The organism is Paenibacillus kribbensis, assembly GCF_002240415.1.
GTDB classification, from domain to species: Bacteria; Bacillota; Bacilli; order Paenibacillales; family Paenibacillaceae; genus Paenibacillus; species Paenibacillus kribbensis.
Genome location: NZ_CP020028.1, coordinates 2,045,588 through 2,061,809 on the forward strand (window position 1 = coordinate 2,045,588; position 16,222 = coordinate 2,061,809).

Consider the following 16,222-nt stretch of genomic DNA (forward strand, 5'->3'; position numbering starts at 1 on the left):
AGAGATGGGGGAAAAAAGGTTGGATAAGTGGGAGAATTTTAAGTTCAGCACAGCTTTAGGAAGTAGTGCAGTGACGTATCTTTATGGTGGGGAGTCGGGAGTATTGGGGGTGTTGCTGGCACTGGTCATATTTGATTGTGTGACCGGACTATTGGCAGCGGGAGCAGAAGGGAAGAAAGGAACGGGAACAGGCTTAAAAAGTAAAATTGGTCTTATTGGTATTTCTCGTAAGGCTTTTATTTTTGCAATGGTAGCCGTAACGCATCTGGTGGATGGGGTGTTGGGAGACTCGCATCTTTTCCGGGACGCGGCGGCTTATTTTTATATGGCAAACAAGCTGCTTTCGATTGTTGAAAACGGCGGTAGGCTTGGTGCGCCAGTCCCGTCGATCATTCGGCAGGCTGTGGAAATTTTAAAGAGTAAAAGCGGAGAAAAGGAAGGTGACTGGGAAAATGCAGACAAGGAAAAAGGTAACGCGCAGGGGATCGACGTATCTCACTATCAGGGCAATATTGATTGGAAGGCGGTAAAGGCAGAGGGTATCTCTTTCGCTTTCATCAAGGCAAGTCAAGGACAACGATACGTCGATCCGACATTTACCACGAATGCAAAAGGGGCCAGAGCAGTTGGGGTATTACTAGGCGCGTACCACTTTTTAGATGCAACCAGTGTTGACGCAGCCAAAGCGGAAGCGCGGCATTTTGCCGAGGTGTTGGAACAGGTTGGCGGAGCGAAAGGGCTTGACCTTCCAGCGGTGATGGATTATGAAAACAATCCTGGCAATCTATCCAAAACGGTTGATCGTTTTGAATTTAGAGTAGATGTGAAAAAGAATCCTGCCTGCGAATAACTAGTAGAATCTTTTTTAGCAGGACAAGCTTCCCCTTACTTCGACAAACTTAGAATAGTATATTGATAATGTAATTATTACAATATTCTAGGAGGTAACACTGTATGAAGAAGTTTAAACCGATATTATTAGTAATGATCGCTGCCTTTTTGATGTTTACATCAAGCGCTTTCGCATCAACCCGTTATGTCGATATAACTAAACATGAAAATGAAAATCATGTACAAAGTGAAAAATTGTATACAGAAGGTGAACAAGTATCATTTGATCCATATATGATGGCTGCTGGAAATGCTAATGTCTATGTATTGTTTGAAGATGCAAAGACTGAGGATACAATATTAATGAGCCAACTGGTTTTCAGACCTGAAATGAAAGGGCTGAATCTACTAACTTATCACCGAAATCCTAACCCAGGCTATTACTACGTTGAAATTAATGGGGATTATAACGCTTTTATCACAGCTAGACTAAAAAAAGTAAAGTGATAAATCTGTAAGGAAAGTATTCTCTCCTTTTTTCGGAGGAGAGAAAGAAGAGAAGATCGCATGGCTCTTATGAAGTAATGAGAGCTATGCGATTTTTTTATTTAAAATGTCAGAACCTCGCTCATGGTTTGCGCTGAAGATACCTTGGAACTGTATTCCAAGTGAGAATAGGTGTTAGCTGTTCTGGAATAATTACTGCGTCCCAACCATTCTTGAATTTCTTTCATGCTGATTCTATTGGCAATTTTTTCTTTCGATATAAGGATGCTGCGTGCTAGGTGTGTGTACTCTCTTAAATGTAACAAAAGGAAAGGCTGCTCGAATGAGCAGCCTTTCGCCTTAACCTATTTTTTCTATCTACCCCACACCATATTCCACATCCGTCTGCGGTGGTAAGGGTTCTGGGGATCTACGCCGCAGCCCATCAGCCATTGTGCCGCATTTTCTCTTTCAACTGGTGATACCGGTACACCCATACATTCGGAGAGGCGATCAATCATACTGCAGCAGCCATGGTAGCATTTTAAATCCTCATATTTCTGGGCACGTAAAATGCCGCACACTTTGTGAAAACATCGTGGGTCCATCATTCTACGGCGGAATGTTCCCATTAAACGGGGATCAAGTTGGGACATGCTTGTTGTCTCCTTTCACATATGTTCCATTCTTGTCTGTAGCCGGAGTTATAGGTTAAAAACTACTTTTTATCATCTTGAAGACGAGTTAGTATAGCATATGCGGATCGAATAGAAAGTACAGGGTGTATACCTGCAATCCAGGAAAATGGGGCATTTTAGCAGTCTTTATATTTCTGTTCATAGTGACTAAGCGTGAGTAGCGGCCAGATCCGCGGATAACTGTGATACTGGATATAGAAATGCCCCGGAAGACCCGCTCCGGTCGGATATGTTACTCGCTTGCTACCTTCCTCTCGATTCCAGTCGATCAGCAGGGAGGTGGCTTCTTTGATTTCCTTCACAGGTGTATCATGAACCGCAATCAGCAGATCCAGCGCCCATGCGGTGTGAACGACCGTGGAGTAAGGAGCTGCAATGTAAGTTTTCGCTACATCACTCTTGCAGGACTCCCCCCAGCCACCATCCGGCTGTCTCATGCGGAGCAGCCAGTCTGCTGCTTGTTGAATCGCGGGATGCTCTGCTGATAAACCTACCGCTCTTAGTCCTGTTACGGCAGCCCATGTCCCATATAGATACGATACTCCCCAGCGGCCATACCAGGATCCATCCCGCTGCTGCCGCTTCAGCAGCCAACGCACTCCCGCCTGTACCCGCGGATGATTCGTTGTCAGCTTCACATGACTCCCCAGAAACTCCAAAGTCCTCCCCGTCACATCCGCTGCTGAAGGATCAAACGCCGTATCTTCGAAGTTCTCTACTGCAAACAGACGAGTCATGAAGGAAGTGCTGTTCCGCTCAAAAGCGGCCCAGCCACCGTCATCATTTTGCCTGCGGAATAAGTACTGTACTCCTTTTCTCCATGACTCAAGACTGTCTGCGTGATAAGACGTGTACCGCGTCAGCGCCCGCAGCACCGCCTGCGTATCATCCACATCGGGGTTCGCCTTGTTGCTTTCGGAGAATCCCCAGCCGCCTGTCATGTGCAGCAGAGAGCCTTCTGCCTGCGCCTTCTTCTCTGTATGCTGAAGCGACAGCAAAAACGCTGCTGCCCGCTGCACGGTATCATCCTCTGCTGAAAGCCCGGCCTCCTGCAGCGTGTAGGAAGCAAGCGCCGTATCCCATACGGTGGAAGGAGAGTTCTGAATATGCATCCCCCCGTCATCCGTCTTCGTTACAAAAGAGAGCAGCCCCTTCATCGCACGGGAGATTACAGGCGAGTCCGGCTGATAGCCGATCGCCAGCAGCGCATAGATCATAAAAAAAGTGGCACTTGCATAGCTGTGTAGCGTCCCGTCCTCTTCAATATGCTCGAGTATAAAACTCTCGGCCTTTTGGATGGAACGGTTTGACCTTTTTCCTTTCGCGGACCGTCTGCGGCCGTGGCTCTGATGATGGAGCTTATTGTACTTCGGCGTCGTGTAGAGATGGGAGATGTCTGCACCAGAAGGATGCGGTAGAGTGAATTTGAGGTGCCCCAGAATGAGAATTGGGGCGAAATGAGTCCTGACGTACGAGCTCCAGCGGTAAAAGCTAAATGGAATCCATTTCGGGAGATGGATCAAAAATAGAGGCATCGGATAATACGCAGGCCACGGATACAGGTCGTTCAAGGCCAGCATAAACTTAGTAGAGACATGTGCCTTCTCGACTCCGCCGCTGCGGAGAATATAATCCTTGGCCCGTTTCATCGGCGGTGCATCCCGCTCCAGATAACCAGATAACAACAGCGCGGTATACGCCTCTATTGTGGAGGATAGGTGGCCATCATCGTCGTCGTACTGTTTCCATTCGCCTCCATCCGCCTGTTTATGCACCAAGCGCTGGGCCAACCGCGAAAGGAGTTCTTGTTCTTCAGGATACAGGGAGCTGATGAGAATCATCATACTGGCATCCGTCATCGGTCCTGTTTCAAAATCATATCTCCATGACCCATCTTCCTGCTGTTCCGACTGAATCCGGGTCATATAACGGTTGATCTCGGCTTGTACTTTCTCCAGCAATTCCATAAACTTTTCACCCCCTACCTTGGTTTGCTGTATAAGGAAAAACAGCATTGTTGTCCGTGATGCTCTTATCGTATGTAGGGGATTCGTTATTGGTGGAGGTGTGTACCTAAAGAACTGTTTAAATTAAAAGGGAAAGTTCGATGCATAAGAAGGATATAGGGCTTGGGATGGGCTATGTGACGCATGAATAACCGTTAATCAGGACTAGCTTGCCACTACATTATCTAAAGGATGGTATGGTGTGAAAATTCTGATGCTGCCCGGCCATAACAGGCCTATGTTTTACCGTCGCCTTTACAAGAAACTTTCTGATCTTTACGCCCACTATCTCGGAAGCTTCAGCGTCATCGGGGCGGTGTTTGTTATTTTGTGTATTAGGAAGACATCATGGAGAACTATTACGAAGCTTGGTCTTAGTAAATTTCGGTATGTTGAGAGAGTTGTTTTATGTATAATTGATTTAGGCAGACGAGAGACCGGGTGGTAATTACATCACATCCTTTCAACATTTTAATTTAATTTTAAGTGGTCTTTCATCAATTGTTGCGTTAATTTTAACGGTGCGACCCTTTTGCAAAGGGTATAATTTTCTTTAAAACGGTACATCTTTTTTATAAACGGTACGATGCCTGTTCCCCCATAGAATACAGAAAATGGGAGTATAGGTGTTTTTTATTTTCCTATTTTAGGGTTCAGTATACGTTTAACTGGAGGTATTTTTTTTGGATTTAAGTAAATTTATATCAGGAAAAATTTATTTGAATCAATATGTTCATCGTCTAGAACAAAATGGCTCATCTTTTCATTTACATTATTGGGGAGTCATGCCAAAACATTATGACATTGTACCGCATAAACATTCGTTTTTTGAGATATGTTTTGTAGTTGATGGCGAAGGGTATTATATTGACGTCGATTGTACTTACTCCTTACAAAAAAATATGATGTTCCTTTCAAGACCAGATGTTTTACACCAAATAAAAAGTAAAGATGGATTAGCCCTCCTTTATGTAGCATTTGAACTAATAGAATCAGAATCAAGTGAAGAATGGATAGAAATAATAAGGGAAGCTCGGAAATGTTCCAAAGTAGTTGTGCCCGTAAGCGATGATACAGTTGCTACATTGCTTTGGAAATCTCTTCTTATCCAAACAACAAAGTCCGAACAGGTTTTTTATGAAGAAATGCTAACAAACCTAGCTTACTCCCTTATTCTTTCATTACTGCAAATTTTTGTTCCTTATTCACATAGTGATCGCCCAAAAAAATCGGTTGAAATGATTTCTCCACTTCTTCGTCAAGCAAAGTTATACATTAATGATAATCTGGAAAGTCCTTTAAAACTTCCCGATGTAGCTCGTCAATTCCATATATCGGGTCGGCACTTGTCGAGAATATTTGTAGCAGAATTAGGTGTAAGTTACTCAGAGTACGTTCAAAATGAGAGAATACAGAGAGCTGCCGCATTACTTAAAACAACAGATTTATCCATCAGAGATATTTCAATAAAAACTGGTTTTAAAACGGTTCACTATTTTACTCGTGTTTTTCACTCTGTAATGGGTAGTCCACCAAGAGTCTTTCGCTTGCTTTATATAGACTCAAAAACAACTTCATATACAGAGTATTGAACTATCCCCACTTAATGTTATGCATTGAAGTGGTTTTTTTGTTCTAAAAAGGATATGTATACGACGAATCAATGGTTTTCTTAGAAATATCATGTCTTAAAAGTATAAAAACGCGTCTTGATAATCTAAATACACGTATTGTGTAATATCCTATAATCACAATTGTAAATGAGAAATTTTTATTTATGTTTAATCTGAATGACAACGCTTGCAATAGAGGTTCCAGGCTCAATAGTAACTTAAAAGGGAGGCTGATATTAAGATTACGAACCGATTTTCTATTTAATTGTATGTCTTTAAAATACCATTTGTTCATTATATATGGAGGTATTGTTAATGATGAAAGCTGGCTTAGTTACTGATATCTTAGGATTCATGCCGTTGGAAGAAATGCTTGATACATGTGTAGATCTGAGATTTGAAGCTCTAGAATTAGGGTGTGGTAATTGGTCTAAAGCACCACATATTGATTTGGATGGTTTGCTGGAGAGTGCTGTTAAACGTGAGAAATTTGTAGAGGCTATTAAAAGTAGAGGGCTTGAAATTGCAGCTTTAAATTGTTCAGGAAATCAACTCGACCCAACGGAAGAGGGAAAAGCTCATAAAGCAGTTATTGAAAAAACATTTCAGCTTGCAGGGCTTTTAGGGGTAGAGACAGTTGTTATGATGTCGGGTTGTCCTAGCGGAGGTCCAAATGATGTGACACCGAATTGGCTAACACACCCTATTTTACCTTCCCATTTTAAAATACTAGAATGGCAATGGAATGAAGTAGCCTTGCCATACTGGGAAAAAGCCGTGAAAGTCGCGGAAGAACGCGGCGTCAAAAAAATTGCAATTGAGAATCTTGGCTGTAATTTAGTGCATAATCCAGAAACACTTTTCAAATTAAGAAATGAAGTTGGGGACATGGTTGGCATGAATTTTGACCCAAGTCATTTATTTTGGATGGGTGGAGATCCAATTGCAGCAGCAAGGGCATTAGGAAGTGCAATATATCATGTCCATGCCAAAGATGTACGGATAGAAAGAGGAGTAAATGATATACATGGGCTTATCGACGTGAAACCGATGGAAAGTTTTGCTACCCGTTCATGGAATTATGTTGCACTTGGATACGGACACGATGTTGGTTATTGGAAGGAGTTCTTTACTGTCGTGAAAATGGCAGGATATGAGGGACCAGTAGTTCTTGAAATGGAAGATTTAACAATGGAACCGCTTACTGGTGTTAAAAAATCCATGGATGTTCTCAAAGAAGCGTTACCTAGAGATTTTAAGAATACAAGGTTAAGCTTGTCAATCAGTAAATAAAAGAAGGAGGTATATATTACATGGTTCTAAAAATAGGTGTTATTGGTACAGGTGCTATTGGTCAAGATCATATTCATAGGATCTCCAACACTTTATCGGGAGCTAAAATTGTTGCAGTGACAGACGTGAATGCAGAACAAGCCAAGGCTGTTGTTAATAACGAAAATATGGATGCAAAGGTTTATGAAAATGGACATGACGTTATTAACTCCGAAGATGTTGATGCAGTTATCGTAACCTCTTGGGGTCCTACCCATGAAGAATTTGTTTTGGCTTCCATTGCTGCGGGTAAACCGGTTTTCTGCGAAAAACCACTTGCTACAACTGCTGAGGGGTGTAAGAGAATCGTTGATGCAGAGATTGCACACGGTAAACAGTTGGTTCAAGTAGGATTCATGCGACGTTACGATAAGGGGTATCGCGCATTAAAACATGTTATTGAACATGGAAGGATCGGTGAACCGTTAATGGTGCATTGTGCACACCGAGCTCCTTCAGCCCCAGGCTGTACCGGTGATATGGCGCTTACTGATTCTTTTCCTCATGAAATAGATGTTTTACGGTGGTTACTTAATGACGATTATGTTTCCGCCCAGGTAATTCTGCCAAGAAACACACGTTTTGCAGCTGAAGGGCTACAGGACCCGCATATCGTCTTACTGGAAACCAAACAAGGAATCCGAGTTGACACTGAAATATTTGTAAATTGTCAATATGGATATGACATTCAATGCCAGGTTGTTGGAGAAACAGGTATAGCCAGCTTACCTGAGCCATCCAGTGTACTTATGCGTAGCGAAGCGAAGCTTTCAACCGAAATTCTAGTAGATTGGAAGGATCGTTTCATTGATTCCTATGATGTTGAACTGCAAGAATGGATTAATTGTACTGTAAAAGGTGAAGTGAATGGGCCATCGGCTTGGGATGGTTATGTTGTAGCAGTGACGGCGGATGCCTGTGTGAAAGCTAAGCATACAGGTCAGATTGTTCCAATTTCTATACAAGAACGCCCATCATTTTATATCAAACAACTTGTTTTATAATAAAAAATAGTGATTCTATTTAACATGATAGATACAGTTATAAGGACAACGGATTACCTTTTTTGATTGGAATAAGGTAAGTTAAAGGTTAGCGGCGACCTTTTCCGAAATTGAATCGGTAAGAGGTCGCCGAGTTTTATTTTTTGTGAAACTTTTAAGCCGAACCAAGGGTACATACGATGTCTGATCTTTTGTATGATTGAGCAATATCCGCAATATTATAGACTATCTAAGTCTGTCGCCAATCTATACAATAAAGGTAAGAAGAACCTTCACCGTTGAATAGGAGATGACAATCCATGAAACCCTGTGAACCTATGATCATTACATCTGAAAGCGGATACAATCTTCAAGTTGGCGGAAATGTGCCGATTGCACACGCTTGGAGAATGATTGCGCGAGATCATAAGCAAGTGTTTGGCAGAGAGCCATTGCAAACAGAAGAAGAGGCCTCGATCATGATCCGTTATGCGCAGGAAGAGGATGGATGCCCACAGTGGCCGGAGGGGTATTGTTTGCGTTTTGTTGCTGATGGCAAGAGAACGGTACTTCATATCATTGGCCGTGATGAGCTCGGGATCATTTACGGGCTGCTCCATTACAGTCGCTTCGTTCTGGGTGTAGAGCCGTTCTGGTTCTGGGCAGAACTTCCTCCGACCAGGCGGGATCCCATAGTCCTCCCGGGCCAGGATTATGACAGTATACCGCCCAAGGTTCGCTATCGGGGCTGGTTTGTCAATGATGAGGTATGTCTGATTGGTTGGAAGGATGATTATCCGCCGACGGAGCAGGTATGGGAGCCCGTTTTTGAAGCATTACTACGCTGTGGCGGCAACATGGTGATTCCGGGAACGGATTTACCGCGCACAGGTATCCATCATAAGCTTGCGGCAGACATGGGATTATGGATTACACACCATCATGCCGAGCCGCTGGGTGCGGAGATGTTTTTGCGCGCTTTTCCAGGGAAGCAGGCCAGCTACAAGGAGCATCCCGAGCTGTTTGAGCAGCTATGGCGGGAAGCAATCGAACGGCAGAAGGGGGAGAAAATTGTATGGGTATTGTCTTTTCGTGGACAGGGAGACAAGCCTTTTTGGGAAAATGACCCTTCCTTTAATACGCCGGAGAAACGTGGACAATTAATATCGTACGTGGTTCGCAAACAGTACAGTATGATCTGCGAATGTGTGGAGCAGCCCGTGTGCAGTATGGCGATGTATGGCGAGATTGCCGAGTTATACAAGCAGGGGCACATTGAAGTTCCCGAAGGGGTAATTAAAATATGGGCGGACAATGGTTACGGCAAAATGGTATCCCGGCGCCATGGCAATCTCAACCATCGTGTACCGGCATTGCCCGAGGTGGAGGATGAAGGCAAGAACGGAGTATATTATCATGTGACCTTCCACGACCTGCAGGCGTCAAACCATCTTACTCAATTTCCCTCCTCTGCCGAGCTGATTGTTGACGAATTAACAACAGCATTTGCCGTAGGAGCAGACGAGTATCTGCTGGTCAATTCGGGTAATATTTTGCCGCATTTATATACGCTGGATTTGGCAGCGAATTTATGGACGTATGGTAACACGGATGCTGGACAGCAGCTTGCTGATTTTATCGGGCGCTTGTACAGTCGTCAGCATCAAGAGATTTCCCGATTGTACCAGGATTATTCCCGTTGTAGTATCGTTTATGGTCCGCACAAGGATGATCGGGCGGGGGAGGAATTCTATCACCATCCAGCGCGGCAAATTATGGGCTTTTGGCTGCAAGGCAAAGAAGGCTATGATGAACGGCTGTGTTGGGCTGCTGGAGAAAAACCTTTTGCTGAACAGGTACGCTGGTTCAAGGAAAAAGCCGAATCGGCAATCCTGGGCTGGGTTGAACTGCAAGAGCGGTGTCTGCAAACGATGAAGCAATTGCCGGAGGATGAATGTCGCAGGCTGTATAATCAGCTTCTTGTGCAGATTGAAGTGCATCTGAGCGGTTGCCGAGGGCTGGCCAACATCTGCAACGCTTACGGGTTATTTCTTGAAGGAGACTATCCACGAGCATTTATACAAGCTTCGCATGCCGTTTGGAGCTACCAGAAGGGGAAAGAAGCGCTCTCGCTCGCAGGGACTGGAAGATGGGAGCATTTCTACCGGGCGGATTGGTTGACCAATCTCGATAACACCATTTCTCATGCGGATACGGTGCGAAGATTTCTACGGATTCAGGGTGATAGCCCCGATATGTTTCTGTGGTACAAACAATATATCATGCCGGAGACCGAAAAACATATCTACCTGGAGAATACGCATCGCAAGCCGCTATCTGATGATGAATTGGCACACTGCCTGGAGAAGGTACTATGTTAAAGGATCTTAGAATTTGTCCTGCAACCTTTCCAGCTTGTACTACGTCATAGAAGTTGTTAATGGCCAAGCGGCCTAATTCAACTACAAGGTGGAACTTAATATGAGTATGAAAAAAAGTGCATTCGCAGCCGTTACAGCCGTAGCCATTTTGTCCTTTTCCATTGGAGACCCATTGTTTGCGGCAGACAGCCAATTCAAGGATTTAGACAACGTAAGCGGCAAAGAAAAAATCATATCCCTTAAAGATCAGGGTCTACTCAAAGGGGTCTCTGACACGCAGTTCCTCCCATCTTCTAAAGTGACCGCTGCACAAGGAGTTCAGCTGATCTCCGGTGCATTCCGGTTCAGTTTGATTGCCATTGATTTTATAAAGGCACCGCAGGCCAGCGACCTGTTCACCCATGTCAAGGATACCGCATGGTACGCCGATGCTTTTATCAACGCGCATTATAATGGTGTAGACATTCCAAAAGATATCGATCCTGCCAAAGCTCTGACCAAGGAGGAGTTTACCCACATGCTGATTCAGGGCATCGAAAAAGCGGGCGTTCTTCCCATGATTAAAATCGCACCTGTGAATATCTCTGACGACAGCGAATTGGAGCCTGCTTATCAAGGCAGCATTCAGCGCTCGCTAGTGTACAAGGTCAATACTTTGGATGCGACTGGAAAGTTTCATCCAAAAAGCGAGATTACACGCGCTGAAGCTGCTGTTATGCTATATAATGCATTGGAATATTTGAATACTCATACAAATTCGTCACAAATACAGCAATAAAGAGCTTTTCTCTGGACGGATTTAAGCTTTCAGTCACTTGACATCAATATCGTGAATGCTATAATAAGGAAATCGAATTTAGACCCTGCGGTAGCTGACTATCGTAAGAATACTTTTCTGGTCCTTCGGCAAAACACAAGTAACGAATAAATAAGCTGGCTCCGGATGAGGGGTCGGCTTATTTTTTTGGATAAAAAAGCTTACAATTTGCGAGATCTACATAGCGAGAGGAGACGGGAGTTATGTTTGGAAATGATTGGGATGATGTATTACGGGAAGAGGTCGAAAAATCTTACTTTAATGAATTAAGGTACACATTAGCCCGTGAGTACAAGATACACAAAGTATATCCCCAAAAAGAAGATTTGTTTTCAGCACTCAAATTAACGCCATATCATCTTACCAAAGCGGTTATATTGGGACAGGACCCCTATCATGGAGAGGGACAAGCTCACGGCTTGAGCTTTTCCGTCAGACCCGGTGTGCGCACGCCGCCGTCCCTACAAAATATTTACAAAGAGATGCACGATGATATCGGGACTCCCATTCCGAATCAGGGCTACCTTGTTCCTTGGGCTGAGCAGGGCGTGTTGCTGCTGAACAATGTGCTGACCGTACGTGAAGGACAACCGCAATCTCATCAGGGAATAGGCTGGGAACGTTTCACGGATGCTGTGATTGAAGCGATTAATGAACGTGAGCAGCCAGTAGTGTTTATTTTGTGGGGCAGTCATGCTCAGAAAAAAGCAAGCTTCGTGAATACCAGCAAGCATTTGGTACTGAAATCCGTCCATCCGAGTCCACTCGCGGCTCACCGGGGATTTTTTGGCAGCAAACCTTTTTCGCGTACCAATGCATTTTTGCAGGAGCATGGAATGGAACCGATACGGTGGGAGATTCCTAGCCGCTAGCACTGGAGGTGGGGACATGCGTCAATGGAAGGGACGTCAGGTCATCTTATATCACGGCAACAACGGTCATACCCAAAAGGTGCGCGGGACGCTCGAGAAATGGGATGATACACGCAAGTACGTTATTTTAGGCCCGAAAATGCTGGCTATTCCTTTTGAAAATATTGCGTATATTACCATGCTTCCTCCCGGACGTGAGCGCCGAAGCCGCCATCCGGCCAAGCTGAACTCCATTGGCTATGTGATGAGCGTTCCAATACAGTTTGATAATGCCATCTATTTTCAATCGGCAGTCACGGTTTGGAAAGATGACCAGCTGATTGCTTACAATATCAAATTAGCAAGTCATACGGATCATGATGTCGTACTTGAAGATGGACAAACCTTGTCGAAGGAAGAGCATTTGTTCGTGGTGAGGTCGCTGCGCGGGGAACTTTAACTGTTATATTCCACCTATTTTTGTTGAAGGGTTCAATTTAGTGCGTTGTTTACCGATAAAAGGTACGGGGCTGTTAATAATACCCTATTTATAAAGATGAAACCAAGGGAGAGAAACGAATGAAGAGTATGAGCAAACGGAGTACCTTCTTACTTGCTTTGCTGATGTTTGTAGTTGCAGCATGGCCAGCAGGTTTGATCCGGGCTGAGGAGAGCACGTCTTACACAGTGGAGTGGGATAGTCAAAATCCAACCACAGTCAATCTGGGTGGAAACCCTGCGCAATTAAAAGTGTGGTTGGTGACAGAAAAAGGGAAAACGGATGTAACCGAAAAAGCTGAATGGATCTCCGGAGACCCAAGTATCTTAAAGGTAGAAAAGGGACTCATTACCCCGGTATCGATAGGGCAGGTCAAAGTTACCGCCACACATGAAAACAAGACAGTAGCGACGAAAATTACAGTAAAATCGCCTTACAGCAAGCTGCAATTAAATCCGTCTGGTCCTTTGAATCTGACCATTGGCGGAGAATCGAAGCAACTGACAGCTCAAGGTGTGCTTAGCGGAGGCGGGACGGAAAATGTGTCCGGTGTGGAATGGACATCTTCGAATTCGACCGTTGCTACCGTAGAGAATGGACTTGTACGCCCGCTTGCCAAAGGTGTGACTTACATTAAAGCCGACAAGGATGGACTTAAAGCACAAACCATCGTGTATGTGCGTTCTTCCTCCCAGGCATTGACATTAAGCGAGTCCGGTTCCAAATCGGTCTTTCTGGGCAGCTTCCCCATTCAGGTCAATGCAACCGATGTGAGCCTGACAGGCAGCAAAACCGATGTAACCAACACGGCAGAATGGACTTCGTCTAATCCGCTGGTTGCTACAGTGGAGCAGGGTAAAATCACTCCGATGGACGCAGGGAATGCGACGATTACAGCGTCCTATCACGGTTTGAGCAAGACGCTGAAGATTAATGTGCTGCCGACTGTGGAAAAGCTGGTATCGAGCAAAGCGAGTCTGACTCTCGAAACAGGCAGCAAAACTTCTCTTCCGACGATATCTGCTTATTTGGTCAATGGGGCTAAAAAAGCAGTTCAATCCGATGTGAAATGGAGCTTAAGCAGTGAAAGTGCAGTCAAAATAGCAGGTGGCAAGCTGGTTGCAGTAAATCCAGGCAGCGCAACATTGACAGCGACAGTAGGTGCGCTCAAGCTGGATATTCCAGTGACCGTGCAATACAAAGTGCTCAAGCTGACCGCTTCTGAAAAGAAATATGTACTGGTTGCAGGACAAGAAGCGAGTCTTCCGACAATCAAGGCACAAATGGCTGGTGGGGGAACACTTGATGTTACGAATCAGGTAAGCTGGGCCGCTACAACAGCGGCAGTTACAGTAGGAAACGGTAAAGTAAAAGCGGTAAGCGGTGGCAACTCAGGCATCAAGGCCATGTATATGAATAAATACGTGAAGGTGCCTGTCATTGTAGAAGGAGCCATTTCTACATTGACCCCAAGCTTTACAAGTGCTGATATGAATTTGAAAGGGAGCAAGTCCATCAAAGTTATCGGCATATATACAGATGGTAAAAAAGCTACGCTGAGCAGCAAGGTAAAATGGACTACATCGAATGCTTCTGTAGCGAGCGTAAAAGGGTCATCTATTAAAGCGGTTGGAATTGGAACAGCAACCATTACAGGCACATACCAAGACAAGTCGTTTAATGTGGAGATCAAGGTAACGCCCAAGCTGCTCAAGTTGGTCTTGAGCAACAAGAACCTGAAGCTTCCTAAAGGCTCCTCTCAAGTGCTTAGTGTAAATGCAGTTTATGATTCAGGCGCAATGACCAATGTGACAAGCTCAGCGGTGTGGACATCTTCCAAGCCGTCGATTGTACAGGTAACAGGCGGACAGGTGAAGGCAGTGGCGACCGGAAGTTCAAGCATCAAAGTGGTCTATGGTGGTAAAACTGTATCGACATCTGCGAGAGTGTTAAAATAGTCTGCGTACGCTGCCACATTCACGTATACAAAATAACCCCCGGTCCAAAGACCGGGGGTTATTTTCAACTTACTCTACGCCGTCCTGATAATGGTTTTTCCAGTGCTTATCGCCCCTGTGGGCGAAGTCTTCAACTGTTTTTTCCAAAGTGGCTACCAGTTGGGCTTTAATCTCGGAAATCGTATCACGAAACAGTCTTTCTTCCGTGCCATTGATTTTCTCACCATATAAAGCCTGAGCGGCTACAAATTGACGATGCTGTTCCACAAAATTATCAATCGAGTGCAGTGCATGCTCCACGTATTGCGAGATGCTATGATGCTCGTTAGGCAGTTGCAATTTTAATTCCTGAACTCTATTTAGTAATGCCATGATGATCACCTCGTATGTTTATTATGTCAATAATTATACATAATTTTTGAGAAACTTTCCTTAAATTTTAATTAAAATGTGACTTTTATTATGGCATGATTGCATTTTCATGGGTGATCGGGCATAATTTTCGGAATTATTGCACACTGCCTTTGTACTGTGATTTTAAAATTTAAAAAATATAATATAAAGATGATGTGAAGCGTGCTGCGACAGCTCTCTTTCTGACATGTTATAATATCGAAAAGCCAGTTGGAAAGGTTGTCAGTATGGTATGAAGCTTTTTAAAGGTTTGTTCTGGGGATTATTGATCAGTCTTCTCCTGTGGTGTGCCTTGTTTGGGCTTGTCCGCTGGATATTGCATTGAGTCGCTTCATGTATCTTATACAATAACTCGTGCGACAGTATCCACGTCCTGAATTGCAATCGTATATACGTTTTCGTCATCGTAGAGCTTGAAATGCTGATCCTCTTGGTCAGACAGGAGCTTAGGCCAGCCAATAACGGTACTTCCATTGTGTAACCGGATTACAACGGCTTGCATGTGGCTCACGGCCAGCTTGATCTCATCGTTCATCTGTGCAACCTCCTCTCTGTATTATTTGTCGTCGAATATTCAACCATTTTTTATAGTCCGTAAGGGGTTGCAAAAAATAAAATCCAGGGATTCCTTGGTTGAAGGCACCCACTGGAATAGCTTGAAGGGAAGAGGAAAATTGAAGAAAAAACTGTTGAGTTTTATAACCGTAGTGCTATTGGCCGCGGGTATGTATTGGTTTAAAGGAGTCGATCTCCTTACGAAAACACCACAAGAGAACCCGCCCTCATCGGTACAGGTTACACTGCATTTTCCGTCGGATCGGTATCCAGAAACGGCGCAGCATATCAAGGAAGCGATTCAGACGGGAAAATCATCGGTATGCACAATTGATCGTGAAGGAGCCGAGCAAAATCGCAAGCATTCGCTTGCAGGAGTTCCCGCTCGTAAAGGCTTCGATCGTGACGAATGGCCGATGGCGATGTGCTCAGAAGGTGGTAAAGGTGCAAATGTCAAATACATAGCTCCTAAGGATAATCGTGGGGCAGGATCATGGGTAAGTCACCAATTGGATGAGTATGAGGATGGAACTCGTGTAAAATTTGTCGTGAAATAAAAATGCTATGAAATCGTATAGTTATTTTTTATTTCCCTTATGAGGTTGTTGTTTGGCCCTGATCAGTGCCACAACTTCATTTCCCTTTCCCTTAGAAGGTTCCTGTTTGGCTTTAACCAATGCCAAAAAAGCAAAAAAATCACCTAATGTAGTGAAGCCGGCACCTAATATCGCCAGATCTTCAGCGGATAGTTGATTTAACCAGTCCATTTGCTTAGCGTCAAACATGTTATCACCGCCA

The 16,222-nt window shown here is 44.3% G+C and carries 15 protein-coding genes and 2 pseudogenes; 12 read left to right on the forward strand and 5 right to left on the reverse strand.

Annotation, left to right across the window (positions count from 1 at the left end; translation table 11 throughout):
- Positions 1-4 precede the first annotated feature (4 nt).
- From B4V02_RS25875 to B4V02_RS09170, 3 genes and pseudogenes are all read left to right on the forward strand, one after another.
- Positions 5-379, forward strand: a pseudogene (locus tag B4V02_RS25875) (phage holin family protein); the annotation flags it as partial.
- A gap of 105 nt (positions 380-484) precedes the next feature.
- Positions 485-790 (forward strand): annotated as a pseudogene (locus B4V02_RS26565) (glycoside hydrolase family 25 protein); the annotation flags it as partial.
- Positions 791-954: 164 nt separating this feature from the next.
- Complete coding sequence (locus B4V02_RS09170; RefSeq protein WP_094154558.1) at positions 955-1,338, forward strand: hypothetical protein; 384 nt, start codon at positions 955-957, stop codon at positions 1,336-1,338.
- Positions 1,339-1,691: 353 nt separating this feature from the next.
- Here the strand turns inward: B4V02_RS09170 and B4V02_RS25880 are convergent, their stop codons facing one another.
- Entirely contained in the window at positions 1,692-1,973 is a 282-nt protein-coding gene (locus tag B4V02_RS25880; RefSeq protein WP_007431090.1) for a hypothetical protein, read from the reverse strand.
- Positions 1,974-2,131: 158 nt separating this feature from the next.
- Positions 2,132-3,982 carry a terpene cyclase/mutase family protein gene (locus B4V02_RS09180; protein ID WP_094154560.1) on the reverse strand — a complete coding sequence of 617 codons (1,851 nt, stop codon included), beginning with the start codon at positions 3,980-3,982 and terminating at the stop codon, positions 2,132-2,134.
- Positions 3,983-4,704: 722 nt separating this feature from the next.
- Here B4V02_RS09180 and B4V02_RS09190 point away from each other — a divergent pair.
- The 8 genes from B4V02_RS09190 (at position 4,705) to B4V02_RS09225 (ending at position 14,455) form a co-directional block, all read left to right on the forward strand.
- Positions 4,705-5,613: an AraC family transcriptional regulator gene (locus tag B4V02_RS09190; RefSeq protein ID WP_094154562.1), complete on the forward strand. Its 909-nt coding sequence runs from the start codon at positions 4,705-4,707 to the stop codon at positions 5,611-5,613.
- 339 nt (positions 5,614-5,952) lie between these two features.
- A complete protein-coding gene (locus B4V02_RS09195; RefSeq protein ID WP_167383795.1) occupies positions 5,953-6,927 on the forward strand; it encodes a sugar phosphate isomerase/epimerase family protein in 975 nt (324 codons plus the stop codon).
- Between the two features lie 20 nt (positions 6,928-6,947).
- On the forward strand, positions 6,948-7,970 hold the full coding sequence (gene iolG / locus B4V02_RS09200) for a bifunctional inositol 2-dehydrogenase/D-chiro-inositol 1-dehydrogenase (RefSeq protein WP_094154564.1): 1,023 nt from the start codon (positions 6,948-6,950) through the stop codon (positions 7,968-7,970).
- A 299-nt stretch (positions 7,971-8,269) separates the two neighbouring features.
- Positions 8,270-10,330 (forward strand): glycosyl hydrolase 115 family protein, encoded by a 2,061-nt coding sequence (locus B4V02_RS09205; RefSeq protein ID WP_208618712.1) that lies wholly within the window; start codon positions 8,270-8,272, stop codon positions 10,328-10,330.
- 100 nt (positions 10,331-10,430) lie between these two features.
- Positions 10,431-11,108, forward strand: a complete 678-nt coding sequence (locus tag B4V02_RS09210) for an S-layer homology domain-containing protein (RefSeq protein WP_094154565.1) — start codon at positions 10,431-10,433, stop codon at positions 11,106-11,108.
- Positions 11,109-11,350: 242 nt separating this feature from the next.
- Positions 11,351-12,019, forward strand: coding sequence for a uracil-DNA glycosylase (locus B4V02_RS09215; RefSeq protein ID WP_094154566.1), 669 nt, complete (start codon positions 11,351-11,353; stop codon positions 12,017-12,019).
- Positions 12,020-12,035: 16 nt separating this feature from the next.
- A complete protein-coding gene (locus tag B4V02_RS09220) occupies positions 12,036-12,458 on the forward strand; it encodes a hypothetical protein (protein WP_007431083.1) in 423 nt (140 codons plus the stop codon).
- A gap of 119 nt (positions 12,459-12,577) precedes the next feature.
- A complete protein-coding gene (locus tag B4V02_RS09225) occupies positions 12,578-14,455 on the forward strand; it encodes an Ig-like domain-containing protein (protein ID WP_094154567.1) in 1,878 nt (625 codons plus the stop codon).
- 69 nt (positions 14,456-14,524) lie between these two features.
- Here the strand turns inward: B4V02_RS09225 and B4V02_RS09230 are convergent, their stop codons facing one another.
- Together B4V02_RS09230 and B4V02_RS09235 are read right to left on the reverse strand one after the other, a co-directional pair.
- Entirely contained in the window at positions 14,525-14,827 is a 303-nt protein-coding gene (locus B4V02_RS09230; protein ID WP_007431081.1) for a hypothetical protein, read from the reverse strand.
- Between the two features lie 382 nt (positions 14,828-15,209).
- Positions 15,210-15,404: a hypothetical protein gene (locus B4V02_RS09235; protein WP_094154568.1), complete on the reverse strand. Its 195-nt coding sequence runs from the start codon at positions 15,402-15,404 to the stop codon at positions 15,210-15,212.
- 139 nt (positions 15,405-15,543) lie between these two features.
- Here B4V02_RS09235 and B4V02_RS09240 point away from each other — a divergent pair, with 139 nt between their 5' ends.
- Positions 15,544-15,981, forward strand: coding sequence for a NucA/NucB deoxyribonuclease domain-containing protein (locus B4V02_RS09240; protein ID WP_094154569.1), 438 nt, complete (start codon positions 15,544-15,546; stop codon positions 15,979-15,981).
- A gap of 21 nt (positions 15,982-16,002) precedes the next feature.
- On the opposite strand, the gene B4V02_RS09245 is transcribed toward B4V02_RS09240, so the two are convergent.
- Complete coding sequence (locus B4V02_RS09245) at positions 16,003-16,209, reverse strand: hypothetical protein (RefSeq protein ID WP_094154570.1); 207 nt, start codon at positions 16,207-16,209, stop codon at positions 16,003-16,005.
- Between the last annotated feature and the right edge of the window lie 13 nt (positions 16,210-16,222).